We start from the raw sequence: 13,301 nt of genomic DNA, 5'->3' as shown, positions 1-13,301 counted from the left end.
GGGTTACGCCGCGGGCCTCAGGAGTCCGTCAGCGCCTCGGCAGGGTGCGTAGCGGCGTACACCGCCTCCCCAACAGCGTCCGGCAGCCAGCTCAAGGCCCGTAGCTCCTCCAGGGTGGCCGACTTGACTGCGCCGACGCTGCCGAACTCACGCACCAGGCGCGCCCGTCGCTTGTCCCCTAGGCCCGCGATCCCGTCGAGCACCCCGCGCTTCATCGCCTTGCCCCGCAGCCGCCGGTGATACGACACGGCGAACCGGTGGCTCTCGTCGCGCACCCGCTGCAGCAGGTACAGCGCCTCGGACTGGCGAGGGATCCGCAATGCCTCGGACCGGCCCGGCACGAACACCTCTTCGAATTGCTTTGCCAGCGCACACACCGGGATCTGCTCCCGCAATCCCAATTCGTCGAGAACCGCGGCCGCAACGCCAAGCTGCCCCTTGCCGCCGTCCACCACGAGCAACTGGGGCGGGTACGCGAACCGCCCCTGTTCGGATGCCGGCAGTTCCCGTTCGGTCAAGTAGTTCCGCAACCGGCGGCGCAGCACCTCGTCCATGGCGGCATAGTCGTCATTGCCCGGGACGTTGCGAACGCGGAAGTGGCGGTACTCGCTGCGGCGGGGCAGGCCGTCTTCCAGCACCACCATCGAGCCGACGTAGTTGGTGCCCTGGAGGTGGCTCATGTCGTAGCACTCGATGCGCAGCGGCGGCCGCGGCAGCTCCAAGTGCTCCGCCAGCTCGTTCAGTGCACGGGCACGGCTGTTGTGGTCGGTTCCACGGCGCAAGCGGTGCCGCGCGAGCGACTCACGTGCGTTGTGTCGCGCGGTTTCCATCAGCGCTCGCTTGTCGCCGCGTTGCGGGATGCGCAGCGTCACCCGAGATCCGCGCTGCCCGCTCAGCCATTCCTCGTAGAGACCCGCCTCCGCGGGGGCCTCAGGCACCAACACCAGCTTCGGCCAACCGAGCGGATTCTCCTCGTGGTACAGCTGCTCCAGCACACGTGCCACCAACTGTGGACCGTCAAGCGCTTCCACCTTGTCCACCACAAAGCCCCTCTGGCCCATCACCCGACCCTTGCGCACAAAGAACAGCTGCACGGCTGCTTCGAGCTCGTCGTCGCTGATGCCGATGACGTCGAAGTCTTCGTTGCGGGTTCCGGCGAGCTGCTGCTTCTCGATCGCCCGACGAACGCTGGCGAGGCGGTCTCTCAGCCGGGCGGCGAGTTCGAATTCGAGTTCCGCCGAGGCGTCGGCCATGCGCTGTTCAAGGTCGTTGACGATGGCGTCGGTGTCGCCTTCGAGGAAGCGAACTAACTCCCGGACAAGCCGGTCGTATTCGTTCCGCCCAATTTCGCCCACACACGGTCCGGCGCATTGCTCGATGTGGTAAAGCAGGCAAGGGCGGCCGAGCCGCTGATGGGTTGCCAGCTTGCTGTCACTGCACGTGCGGATCGGGAAGGTTCGCAAGAGCAAGTCGAGTGTTTCCCGGATGGCGTACGCATGGCCATACGGTCCGAAGTACCGATTGCCTCGCTTGCGACGCCCGCGCATGACCATCGCTCGCGGCCACTCGTCGAGCAGTGTCACCGCCAGGAATGGATACGACTTGTCGTCGCGCAGCCGGACGTTGAACCTTGGTTGATGCCGCTGAATGAGGCTGTACTCGAGCATGAGCGCCTCGACCTCGGTGGAAACCTCGATCCACTCGACCGAAGCAGCCGCGGCGACCATCTGGGCGGTGCGATGGTGCATCCCCGCGGGATCGCCGAAATAGCTGTTCAGGCGCGAGCGCAGGCTCTTGGCCTTGCCTACGTAGATGATCCGTCCGTCCGCGTCCAAGAACTGGTAGCTCCCCGGCGTATCCGGTACCGATCCCCCCTCAGGACGCAGGCCCACACTCGCAGGCTAAGAGACGGGGGCGCACGCCGCGAATCCCCGGTGAGAAGCGGCCCGCTCCGTTCTCTGTGCAGAAATGCCGCCATAGGCGGCAAAATTGCGCAGAGAAGACGTGGAACACCCGTGCAGCCACGCATAGGTGGATACCGCGGGGGCGTGTAGTAAGTTGCGCCGACGTAAGGCCGAGTCTTGGCGCGCCTGCCTTGGCGTGCCCAGGGGTTGGCATGGTGCGGTCATTCCGCATCACGTAGCTGCGCAGGAGGCTGCAAAATATGGAACTCGCACAGGAGCGGGACGCAGGCACGAACGTGATCAGTCCCGCGGGCCGGGTGGATGGATCGAATTCCGCCGAATTCCACGAGGCGCTGATGGCAGCTCTCTCGGGCGATGACAGCCGCGTCATCCTCGACATGGGCGGCATCGACTACATCAGCAGTGCCGGCCTGCGTGTGCTGCTGCTGCTCGCACAGCATCTCGGCAGCAGTTCGACGCCATTCGCCGTTTGCTCCCTTGCAGCCTCGGTCGACGAAGTGTTCCGGATCAGCGGTTTCAATCAGATCATCACGGTGCACGGGACGCTCGACGAGGCGAAGGCACAACTGGCGTAGTCGCGCCCATGTCCCAGCCCTGGCGCATCCTCGTCGTCGACGACGAGCCTGATCTCGAGCCGCTCGTCCTGCAGCGGATGAGAAGGCACATCCGCAGCGGCAAGTACGAGTTCGTGTTCGCGGGCAACGGCCTGGAGGCGCTGGCGAAGCTGCGGGCGGACGACACCATCGACCTGGTGTTGTCGGACATCAACATGCCGCAGATGGATGGGCTGACCCTGCTGTCGCAACTCGGCTCGCTCGATCACGACCTGCGAGCAGTGATCATCTCCGCCTATGGCGATATGGCGAACATCCGCACCGCCATGAATCGCGGTGCCTTCGACTTCGTCACGAAGCCTGTCGACTTCGACGACCTGCAAATCACGATCGAGCGCACCGTCGAACACCTGAGGCAGTGGCGAGACGCCACCGCATCACGCGACAAGCTCGTCACGCTCCAGAACGAGCTCGACATCGCTTCGAACGTGCAGCAATCGATCCTGCCCGACGATTTCCCTGCGACGTCGGCATATGAGATCAACGCCAACATGGTGCCGGCTCGCAACATCGGCGGCGACTTCTACGACTACGTCGCAGTGCCGAACGACCGGATGTTCGCAACGGTTGCCGACGTGTCCGACAAGGGCATCCCTGCAGCGCTGTTCATGATGTCGAGCAGGACAGCCCTCAAGGGCGCTGCCATCGGCACCGGCTCGCCACGACAAGCACTGATCGAAGCGAACCGTGTCCTGCAAGCGGACAACCCCACCTTCATGTTCGTGACCGTGATCATGGCGGTCTACGACCCCAATAACGGCGAGGTGGTATACGCCAGTGCGGGGCACGACCCGCCAGTCGTCGTCCATGCTGACGGCAGTGCGCAGCAGATGCCCGCAACCGGCGGCATCGCCTTGGGCATCGCCCCCGAAGCGGTCTTTACGAAGAACCTGGCAGAGAACAAGATGACACTGGCCCCCGGCGAAACCCTGGTCCTGTACACCGACGGCGTCAGCGAGGCTATGAACGTTGACCAAGAAGAGTTCGGCACCCAACGACTCCTGCAGATCTTCAACGGCAGACCGCCCCAGAACGCCAAGAAAGCAATGACCGCGATCTTCGACGCGGTAGCGGAGTTTGCCGGCGAGGCTCCCGCCTCGGACGACATCACCTGCCTGGCCTTGCACCGGAGCGCGTCGTGAAGCACGCGAACCAACCCACCGAGGACTCGACTGTCCTGCCCCCAGGCGCCCCGCGCTGGGGGGCCGCCATCACGGAGCATCACTCATGCGGCGTTCGTTGAACATCACCCCCGTGCCGGGCGCTGCGGCGGCCGAGGCGCTCCCACGAATCGTCGCGTTCGTGGAGGAGATGGCCGAGCTGGACGACTGGGCGCCGGATCTCGTCTTGAGGTCCAACTTGATCCTCGAGGAACTCATCCTGAACACGCTCACGCACGGGCGCACCAGCGGGCTCAGCGATATCGAGATCACGTTGGAGAGTGGCGAGAACTCGGTCACCATCACGATTGTCGACGACGGCGCAGCGTTCGATCCCCTGACCGACGAGCCATCACCGGATACCGAGTTGCCCCTGCAGGAGCGGTCAATCGGCGGGCTGGGCCTGCACCTGGTTCGCACCATGGCAGAAGATCTCGCGTACAAGAATGCCGATGGCAAGAACCACCTGACGCTGGTCGCCCGGGCTGGTGCCTGACAGAGCGCCGCCGCGCCTGCGCCTGTCATCGCTGTGGCGTGCCGGCGCCTCGGCTGCGGTCCTTGCAATCTTCGCCGCCGCGCTGCTCGGCGCCTGCAGTGGATCGGAACCAGGCGCCCCAGATGACGGCGGGAGTTCCGGCGACGTGACTGCGACACTGGCTCGCCCAACCGTTCCGGAGACGCTGAACATCGAGACCGGTGTGTACGACGATCGGGTGGTGTTCGGCCAATCGGCCGCGCTGAGCGGACCTGCCCAAGCACTTGGCCGTGGAATGGAACTCGGGATTCTGGCGGCGTTCAACGAGGTCAACCGGGCTGGCGGCGTGAACGGGCGCCTCCTCGAACTCGTGTCACTCGACGACGCCTACGAGCCCGAAGCAGCCGTCGCCAACACACGCGAGCTCATCGAACGCGAGGGAGTGTTCGCCCTGATCGGCGCCGTAGGGACGCCGACGTCCCGTTCAGCAACCCCTGTGGCTGCTGGGGCCGATGTGCCGTATGTGGCGCCGTTCACTGGGGCCGGATTCCTGCGGAACGACGACTGGACGAACATCATCAACCTCCGTGCCTCCTACGCCCAGGAGACCGAGGAGATGGTGGAGCGGCTGACGGTGGATCTGGGCATCGAACGCATCGCCGTGCTCTTCCAGGACGACTCGTTCGGTCGGGCTGGTTACTTCGGCGCGCTCGCCGCCTTGGACCGGCGTGACATGGAGCCCGTAGCGATCGGCTTCTACCCCAGAAACACCATGGCCATCAAGTCGGCTCTGCTGGACTTGAGATCAGGCAACCCCGAGGCCGTGATCATGGTTGGCGCATACGGACCCGTAGGCACTCTCATCACCTGGGCGCGAAACACCGGGTTCGACCCCGTCTTCATCACGCTCTCGTTCGTCGGTGCGAATGCACTCGCAAACCAGCTCGGTGCCGACGGCGAGGGCGTGCTCGTCACCCAAGTCGTGCCGTTCCCGTTCGACGAATCCACGCCGATCGTGGTCGCCTATCAGGCCGCCTTGCGTCAGGAGGACTCCGAGGCAGTACCGGGCTTCGTGTCGCTTGAGGGCTACATCGCAGGCAGGCTCGCGATCGCAGGATTGGAGCAATGCGACGGCTCGGTGACGCGCGAGTGCTTCCTGAAGGCGATCTTGGGCGCCGACGAACTCGACATTGACGGTTTCACCATGAACTTCGGCGACGGTGAGACGATCACCGAGGACAACCAAGGCTCCGACGCCGTCTTCGTCACTCAGATCGGCCCCGACGGTTTCTACCGCTCCCTCGACGCGTTGACGAGCACAGATCAATGACCGACGCAGCGACCACCGAAGAGACACCGCCACCCAACGGCGCCGCAGTCGAGCCTGACGCGGCCTCCCAGACCGACGGGTCTGCTGTTGACGCGCAGACTCTCGCCACATCCGGCGACGGATCTGGAGGCAACAACGGCGCACATGAACACCGCAAGCCCGCAATTCACCACCGGATCTCGACCCAGATGTACGCGGGCATCGCCGCCCCGCTGTTGCTGACGCTGGCCGCCAGCGTCGTCGCCTGGATCTCGTTCACCCGTGTCGGTGAAGCAGAGGAAGAGGTCACCGAAGGAGCCATCCCAGAGCTGAGCGCAGCGTTCGGCGTTGCCGAGTCCAGCAACCGCCTCGTGGCAGGCGGCCCGCGGCTGGCGTCCTCGACGCCCGAGGACTTCGAGACAGTGGTTGGTGAGATCGCAGCTGCGCAAGGCGAGTTCGAGACGCAGCTGGACTTGCTGTGGCAGCGCGGCACCGGCTCGATTTGGCTCGGCGAGATGCGCGGATTCGCCGCGCAGCTCAGTTCGAATATTGATGCCATCGAGTCCGAGATGCCCGAGTACTTCGCGCTCGGGCAGCAGGCAGACGAGCTCAGGTCCGAGGCCGATGCCGCCGTGCGAGACCTCGAGCGCCTCATCGTGCCGGCGCTCGACGACCAGCTCTTCTACCTGGTCGCCGGACAACGGGATCTGGACACACCGCCCGTGTCCGAGGCCATCCACAGGTCCGACGAGGAAGTGCGGCTGTACCGCCACTGGTCCGCCTTGGGCGGCGACGTCGCACGGTCGGCAGAGCTGCTGGCCAGCGCATTCAGTGCCTCCCAGTCGGCATTGATCGAGCCGCTGCGAGAGAGCTTCGAATCAGCGAGGGATCGCATTGAGATCAGCGTCGCCACGCTCGACGACGCCGCTGGCCCCGAACTGCGACCAGCGGTCGACCGCCTGTTCGCTCTGGGACTCGATGAGGGGAGCGTCTTCGACGTCACGCAGCGACGCCTGCAGATCGAAGAATCCCAGCGCCGGCTGCTCGCAGAGAACCAGGACTTGGGAGTGGCGCTGGTCGGCGAGATCGAGTCGCTCGTCGGCGCCGTGGAAACCGATGTGGATTCGGCCACCGAGGCCTCGGCTCAAGCCGTCAGCACAGGGCGCCTGCTGCTGGTCGTCATCAGCGTCGTCGGCATCCTCGGCGCGCTGGCAATCAGCTGGCTGTTCGTCGGCAAGCGGATCCTGCGACGCGTCGGCCAGCTGTCCAACCGCATGCGGGCCCTGGCGGGAGGCGACCTCGAAACTCCCGTCGACACGCGGGGCAGGGACGAAGTGGCCGAGATGGCCGACGCGCTCGAGCAGTTCCGCAAGGCGGCGCTGGAGGTGCAGCGGCTCAACCTCGTCGAAGAGCTCGCCAACCAGCTCAGCGAGCGCAACGAGCAGCTGTCCCAGACACTCGCCGACCTGGACCGTGCGCAGGACCAGATCGTGGCCAACGAAAAGCTGGCGGCCCTCGGCGAGGTGACTGCTGGCGTCGCCCACGAGATCCGGAACCCGCTGAACTTCGTGAAGAACTTTGCCGAGTCGTCCGACGAGCTTCTCGAAGAACTGCTCGAGGCGGTCGCCGACCCCGAGCCACCTGACGACCAGGCCGACTACATCACCGAGATCACAGGCGACCTCAAGCAAAACCTGAATCGCATCCGCTCACACGGCGACCGGGCCAATCGCATCGTCGAGAGCATGCTCATGATGGGTCGGGGCGGCGGCGAGTCACGCCCCGTGGAGATCAACGCGCTGCTCGACGAGCACGCCATGCTCTCGTACCACAGCGCGCGGGCGCAGGATCCCGACTTCAACGTAACCATCGAGCGGGACTTCGACCCCGAGGTGGGCGAGTTGCAGGTCATTCCGCAGGACATGGGCCGGGTGTTCCTCAACTTGGTCACCAACGCTGGCTATGCCGCGAACCAGCGGTGGCGGGAGCTCGGCGGCGAACCGGGCAAGATGATCTCGATTGGCGACGCTGACGACACGCCCTATTTCCCGACCATCTGGCTCAGCACCCGCCGAACCGATGAGTCGGCGGTGATCTCCGTACGCGACAACGGCACCGGCATCCCGCCCGATGTTGCTCAGCGGATCTTTGAACCCTTCTTCACCACCAAGCCCACGAATGAAGGCACGGGGCTGGGCTTGGCGATGTCGAACGACATCGTGCGAGGTCACGGCGGTCAGATCACGGTGGACAGCGAGCCGGGCGAGTACACCGAGTTCACCGTGGAACTGCCGCTCGTGCCCGTGGCGCGATCCGAAGCAGAGGACGCCACCGCGGCGACCTGATCAGAGCGAACCGATCAGGTCTCGTCCCCGAAGGGATCCTCCCACCCGGGCGGCAGCGGGATCTCGAAGACATTCAGCGTCAGCGAGATCAAGCAGTAGTAGCCCACCGTCGTCACGAGTTCGATGACGCCCTCAGCCCACCAGCGGCGCCAGATACCGGCCGGTGTGAGATTCCGGTGTCGCCGCCACCTGTTCGGGAGTTCCCGCTGCAACGACGGTGCCGCCGCCGATGCCTCCCTCGGGTCCCATGTCGATGATCCAGTCGGCGGTCTTGATGACGTCGAGGTTGTGCTCGATGACCACGACGGTGTTGCCGCCGGTGACCAACCGATCGAGCACGCCCAGCAGCCGTCGGATGTCCTCGAAGTGCAGACCGGTCGTGGGCTCGTCAAGGATGTAGATGGTGTGGCCTGTCGAACGCTTTGACAGCTCGCTGGCCAGCTTGACCCGCTGAGCCTCGCCCCCCGACAGCGTGGTTGCGGGCTGACCCAACCGGATGTAGCCGAGGCCCACGTCGACGATCGTCTGCATGTGACGCCGGATCGGCGGCTGCGCCGAGAAGAACTCGAGGGCGTCCTCGCACGGCATATTGAGCACGTCGGCAATCGTCATGCCCTTGAACCGGATCTCGAGCGTCTCTCGGTTGTAGCGAGCGCCCTTGCACACCTCGCACGACACGTACACATCGGGCAGGAAGTGCATCTCGATCTTGATGTTCCCGTCACCCGAGCAGGCCTCGCACCGGCCGCCCTTGACGTTGAAGCTGAACCGGCCCGGCAGGTAGCCCCGCACCTTGGCCTCGTTCGTGGCGGCGTACAGCTTGCGGATGTGGTCGAAGACGCCGGTGTAGGTGGCGGGATTGGACCGAGGCGTGCGCCCGATCGGCGACTGGTCGATGTCGATGACCTTGTCGAGAGCCTCGACGCCTTCAATCGACGTATGCAAGCCGGGCACCTGGCGGGACGAGTAGATCCGCTGCATCAGCGACTTGTAGAGGATCTCGTTCACCAGCGTGCTCTTGCCCGAACCCGACACACCGGTCACGCAGATGAAGCAACCCAGCGGGAACTCCACGTCGATCTTGAGCAGGTTGTGTTCCCGTGCGCCGCGCACCAACAAGCGGTCGGCGCGGCGCGGGCGGCGCTGCGACGGCATCGGGATCTCGCGGACACCTGAGAGGTACTCCCCCGTCACCGAGCCCGGTGCGCCGCTGAGCCCGTCCACCGGCCCGCTGTAGACGATCTGCCCCCCGTGTTCCCCGGCGCCGGGGCCGATGTCGACGACCCAGTCCGCCACCGAGATCGTCTCGAGGTCGTGCTCCACGACCAGCACGGTGTTGCCGAGATCGCGCAGATGCAGCAACGTGTCGATCAGGCGGCGATTGTCGCGCTGGTGCAGCCCGATCGACGGTTCGTCCAGGACATACAACACACCTTCGAGCCCGCTGCCGATCTGGCTCGCCAGACGGATGCGCTGGGCCTCGCCCCCGGCCAGCGTCGCCGCCGAACGGTTGAGCGTGAGGTAGTCCAGGCCCACATCCAGCAGAAAGTTCAGCCGAGCGTCGATCTCCTTGACGATCGGTGCCGCAATGATGCGCTGGCGATCGGTGAGTTCGAGGCCGTCGATGATCTTCGCCGCTTCGCCGATGGAGGCTGAGCACAGCTCGAAAACGTTGCGACCGGCGACGCGTACCGCCAGCGACACCTCGTTGAGTCGTGCACCATCGCAGGTTCCGCATGGAACCTCGCGCATATATCCCTCGATGCGGTTGCGCGACCAATCGCTTTCGGTATCGGCGTGGCGGCGGCGCAGGAACGGGATGACGCCCTCGTAGCGAGTCGTGTAACTGCGCGAACGGCCATACCGGTTGCGATAGCGAACTGTGATCTGCTCGCCGGGCGGTGCACCTTCAAGCAGCAGCTTGCGCTGACCCGCTTCGAGCCGGGACCACGGCACGTCAAGGGGGATGCTGTGCTGTTCGCCGACCGCCTCGAGCAGCCGGATGAACCACTTGCCGGTGGCGCCAGCCCACGGGGCAAGCGCTCCGGCGGCAACCGACAGCTCGTTGTTCGGAACGACCAGCTCGGGATCGACTTCATATCGAGTGCCGAGGCCATCGCACGTGTCGCAGGCGCCGTACGGGGAGTTGAACGAGAAATTGCGCGGCGCCAGTTCCTCGAACGAGCGGCCGGAGGTCGGCGAGTACAGGTGCTGGCTGAAGGTCAGGATCTCCGATTCGGCTGTTTCGCCGTTTCGGGGCGGGACCATGTGAATCCACACGTGACCGTCAGCCAGGCCCAGCGCAGCCTCCACAGACTCCGTCAGGCGCTGCTCAATCTCGCTGCGCATCACGAGTCTGTCGACGATGACCTCGATGTCGTGGTTGACATAGCGGTCCAGGCGCTCGATCTCGTCGGCGTCGCCGAGGTCCAGCACTCCGCCGTCGACCCGCACCCGTGCGTAGCCCTGCCGTGCAAAGTCGCCCAGCTGCGTGTGGTAGTCGCCCTTGCGCCCGCGCACGACCGGAGCGAGCACCTCAAAACGGCTGCCGGGGGGCAACTCCATGATCCGGTCCACGATCTGCTGCGCCGTCTGGCGCTCGACGATCTCGCCCGTCTGCGGATCGTGCTGGATGCCGATACGGGCGTACAGCAGCCGCAGGTAGTCGTACACCTCGGTGATCGTGCCCACCGTCGAACGCGGGTTGCGGCTGGCGCTCTTCTGATCGATGGAGATTGCCGGCGAGAGACCCTCGAGGAAGTCCACGTCGGGCTTGTCCATCTGCCCAAGGAACTGCCGCGCGTAGGCAGACAGCGACTCGACATAGCGCCGCTGGCCCTCGGCGTAGATGGTGTCGAAGGCGAGCGACGACTTTCCGCTGCCCGACAATCCGGTGAAAACGATCATGCGGTCGCGGGGCAACTCCACGTCCACATCGCGCAGGTTGTGCTCCCGCGCGCCGCGGACGATCAGTCGCTCACCCATGCAGGGCGATCCTACCCGTGCCCCTGCCGTGCATCCCGGGAACAAACAGAAGTTCGTCGGGCGCCATGTGCACGCCTTGAACGTTGCGTCAATTGGCAGAACTAGGGTCGCGGTCATGTCATACGAAGTACGAGGAGTCGTGGCGAAGGCTGTAGGCGAGCCGGTCAGCGTCGAGACCATCACGGTTCCCGACCCCGGACCTGGCGAAGTGATCGTCGACGTGCAGGCGTGCGGTGTGTGCCACACAGACCTGCACTACCGCGAGGGCGCCATCAATGACGAGTTCCCGTTCCTGCTCGGGCACGAGGCGGCAGGCGTGGTGTCCGAGGTCGGCGAAGGCGTCACGAGTGTCGCCGTCGGCGATTTCGTGGTCCTGAACTGGCGAGCGGTCTGCGGCAACTGCCGGTCGTGCGAACGGGGCCGCCCCTGGTACTGCTTCGCAACGCACAACGCGTCGCAGAAGATGACGCTCGACGGCGTCGAACTCTCGCCGGCGCTGGGCATCGGAGCATTCGCTGAGAAGACCCTGGTGGCAGCAGGACAGGCCACCAAGGTGAACCCTGCCGCCCCGCCCGAGGTGGCCGGGCTCATCGGCTGCGGGGTGATGGCCGGCTTGGGCGCAGCGATGAACACCGGCGGCGTCGGTCGCGGCGACAGCGTGGCCGTCTTCGGCTGCGGCGGCGTCGGCGACGCAGCCATCTGCGGTGCACGGCTCGCCGGAGCGCACACGATCATCGGCATCGACATCGACGACCGAAAGCTGGAATGGGCCAGCGAGTTTGGCGCCACCCACACCATCAATTCTTCGGGCATGAGCAACGACGAGGTCGTCGAAGCGATCCGCGAGCTGACCGACGGCAACGGCGTGGATGTTGCCATAGAGGCAATCGGACTGCCCCAGACCTACGAGCAGGCCTTCTATGCCCGTGACTTGGCGGGGACCGTCGTGCTGGTCGGCGTGCCGAATCCCACCATGAAGATCGAACTGCCGATGATCGAGGTCTTTGGCCGGGGAGGCCAGCTGAAGAGCTCGTGGTACGGCGACTGCCTGCCGAGCCGGGACTTCCCGATGCTCATCGACCTGCACCTGCAAGATCGGCTGCCGCTCGATCGGTTCGTCAGCGAGACGATCGGCATCGAGGGCGTCGAGGAGGCTTTCGAGAAAATGGAGCGCGGCGAGGTCCTGCGCTCAGTGGTCGTCCTGTAGCCCGACCTACTGTCGCCCGTTGTGGAGGGCGGAGGAGCCCTCTGCTCCGGGAATCCAGCAGGTTCCAACCTCGCAGAGTTCTCCTCCGCCCTCCACAATTATTCGCCTTGCTCTAGTGTCTCGAGTGTTGAGTTGGTCGCGTTTTGGGGTTTGGTGCGCCTTCATGGGGTCTTCGGCGTGGATCGGAGGCTGTGATGGGTGCTCGACGGGGACGGCCGGCGGTGCCGGCGGGGACGGCCGGCGCGGAGCGAGAGACGCTGGAGCGGTGGGCGCGGCGGCAGGCGTTTCCCAGACGGCTGTGAGCCAGACATGGCGCGCGTTCGGCCTCAAGCCCCATCTCGTCGACGAGCACAAGGTGTCCCCCGACCCGCAGTTCGTCGACAAGGTCCGCGACGTCGTGGGCTTGTACCTGAACCCGCCCGACGCGGCCGCGGTGCTGTGCGTGGACGAAAAGACCTCCATACAGGCCCTCGACCGCACCGCGCCGATCCTGCCGCTGATGGCGGGCACGCCCCAACGACAGACCCGCGAGTGCCGCCGCCACGGCACCACCGACCTGTTCGCAGCCCTCGACACAGCCTCGGAGAAAGCCGTCGCCTCCATGACCGCCCGCCACCGAAGCGAGGAGCTCCGCAAGTTCCTGAACCAGATCGACAAAGAAATCCCCGACGGCCTCGACATCCACATCGTGCTCGACAACGTCTGGCCCACAAGACCCCCGCCATCGGGCGCTGGCTCGTGCGCCACCCCCGCTTCAGCCTGCACTTCACCCCCACCTACAGCTCCCCGACGGACCTCGTCGAGCGCTGGTTCTCAGAACCCGCCACCAAACGGCTGCGCCGCGGAACCCACAGCTCAGCCGCAGAGCCCAAGGACTCCATCAACGCATGGATCCAAGACTGGAACCACAACCCGCGGCCCTTCACCTGGCACAAGACCGCCGACGAGATCTTCGACACCATGGCCGCATATATGCAACAAATTCCCCACTCAGGACACTAGATCGGCTCTTCGCCGGGCTGCGGACTCAACAGGACGTGGTCGTCCGTCACGACCCGTCGGGCGTGTTCTGCGAGGGCAACAGGTTTCGCTCGTGAACCAGCGGACCGATGTCGGCGAGCACCCAGCGATCAAGCACAGCCTTGGAGGCACCGGCGTGAATGTCTCATAGTTTGATGTGAATGGCACATAGAGTGGGCCGGCGACGAGGGGGGTATCTGCATGACGCTCGACAGATCGGTCCATCCAGTTGAGACGGGGGACGCAACGATGGTTCCGGCC

Annotated in this window: 9 protein-coding genes; 7 read left to right on the top strand and 2 right to left on the bottom strand. The window is 65.3% G+C overall.

The genetic code is table 11. From position 1 onward, the window contains the following. Window positions 1-17: 17 nt before the first annotated feature. Window positions 18-1,892, bottom strand: a complete 1,875-nt coding sequence (gene uvrC / locus ACOCMM_RS09065) for an excinuclease ABC subunit UvrC (RefSeq protein ID WP_419552840.1) — start codon at window positions 1,890-1,892, stop codon at window positions 18-20. A gap of 272 nt (window positions 1,893-2,164) precedes the next feature. On the opposite strand from uvrC, the gene ACOCMM_RS09060 reads away from it, so the two are divergent. From ACOCMM_RS09060 to ACOCMM_RS09040, 5 genes are all read left to right on the top strand, one after another. Continuing rightward, window positions 2,165-2,500, top strand: coding sequence for an STAS domain-containing protein (locus ACOCMM_RS09060; RefSeq protein WP_419552839.1), 336 nt, complete (start codon window positions 2,165-2,167; stop codon window positions 2,498-2,500). Window positions 2,501-2,508: 8 nt separating this feature from the next. Next, entirely contained in the window at window positions 2,509-3,681 is a 1,173-nt protein-coding gene (locus tag ACOCMM_RS09055; RefSeq protein WP_419552838.1) for a PP2C family protein-serine/threonine phosphatase, read from the top strand. 85 nt (window positions 3,682-3,766) lie between these two features. Continuing rightward, the gene (locus ACOCMM_RS09050) at window positions 3,767-4,195 is read left to right on the top strand and encodes an ATP-binding protein (RefSeq protein WP_419552837.1); all 429 of its coding nucleotides are present in this window, start codon (window positions 3,767-3,769) and stop codon (window positions 4,193-4,195) included. Next, the gene (locus ACOCMM_RS09045) at window positions 4,188-5,504 is read left to right on the top strand and encodes an ABC transporter substrate-binding protein (protein ID WP_419552836.1); all 1,317 of its coding nucleotides are present in this window, start codon (window positions 4,188-4,190) and stop codon (window positions 5,502-5,504) included. Before ACOCMM_RS09050 ends, ACOCMM_RS09045 begins: the two co-directional genes overlap by 8 nt. Then, window positions 5,501-7,828 (top strand): sensor histidine kinase, encoded by a 2,328-nt coding sequence (locus ACOCMM_RS09040; RefSeq protein WP_419552835.1) that lies wholly within the window; start codon window positions 5,501-5,503, stop codon window positions 7,826-7,828. The genes ACOCMM_RS09045 and ACOCMM_RS09040 overlap by 4 nt, the downstream gene beginning before the upstream one ends. A 132-nt stretch (window positions 7,829-7,960) precedes the next feature. Here the strand turns inward: ACOCMM_RS09040 and uvrA are convergent, their stop codons facing one another. Beyond that, window positions 7,961-10,813 (bottom strand): excinuclease ABC subunit UvrA, encoded by a 2,853-nt coding sequence (uvrA, locus tag ACOCMM_RS09035; RefSeq protein WP_419552834.1) that lies wholly within the window; start codon window positions 10,811-10,813, stop codon window positions 7,961-7,963. Window positions 10,814-10,928: 115 nt separating this feature from the next. On the opposite strand from uvrA, the gene ACOCMM_RS09030 reads away from it, so the two are divergent. After that, window positions 10,929-12,020 carry an S-(hydroxymethyl)mycothiol dehydrogenase gene (locus ACOCMM_RS09030; RefSeq protein ID WP_419552833.1) on the top strand — a complete coding sequence of 364 codons (1,092 nt, stop codon included), beginning with the start codon at window positions 10,929-10,931 and terminating at the stop codon, window positions 12,018-12,020. A gap of 738 nt (window positions 12,021-12,758) precedes the next feature. Beyond that, window positions 12,759-13,022, top strand: coding sequence for a hypothetical protein (locus ACOCMM_RS09025; RefSeq protein WP_419552832.1), 264 nt, complete (start codon window positions 12,759-12,761; stop codon window positions 13,020-13,022). Window positions 13,023-13,301 lie beyond the last annotated feature (279 nt).

The sequence above is a fragment of the Candidatus Poriferisodalis sp. genome (assembly GCF_965198245.1).
Taxonomy (GTDB): Bacteria; Actinomycetota; Acidimicrobiia; order Acidimicrobiales; family Poriferisodalaceae; genus Poriferisodalis.
The sequence above is the reverse complement of the archived record's forward strand: the minus strand, read 5'-3'. Positions and strand labels throughout refer to the sequence as shown.

What these genes read in the sequence shown, in the direction of transcription:
- ACOCMM_RS09060 (WP_419552839.1), top strand. Translation starts at nt 2,165, where the DNA reads ATGGAACTCGCACAGGAGCGGGACGCAGGCACGAACGTGATCAGTCCC.
- ACOCMM_RS09055 (WP_419552838.1), top strand. Translation starts at nt 2,509, where the DNA reads ATGTCCCAGCCCTGGCGCATCCTCGTCGTCGACGACGAGCCTGATCTC.
- ACOCMM_RS09050 (WP_419552837.1), top strand. Translation starts at nt 3,767, where the DNA reads ATGCGGCGTTCGTTGAACATCACCCCCGTGCCGGGCGCTGCGGCGGCC.
- ACOCMM_RS09040 (WP_419552835.1), top strand. Translation starts at nt 5,501, where the DNA reads ATGACCGACGCAGCGACCACCGAAGAGACACCGCCACCCAACGGCGCC.
- uvrA (WP_419552834.1), bottom strand. Translation starts at nt 10,813, where the DNA reads ATGGGTGAGCGACTGATCGTCCGCGGCGCGCGGGAGCACAACCTGCGC.
- ACOCMM_RS09030 (WP_419552833.1), top strand. Translation starts at nt 10,929, where the DNA reads ATGTCATACGAAGTACGAGGAGTCGTGGCGAAGGCTGTAGGCGAGCCG.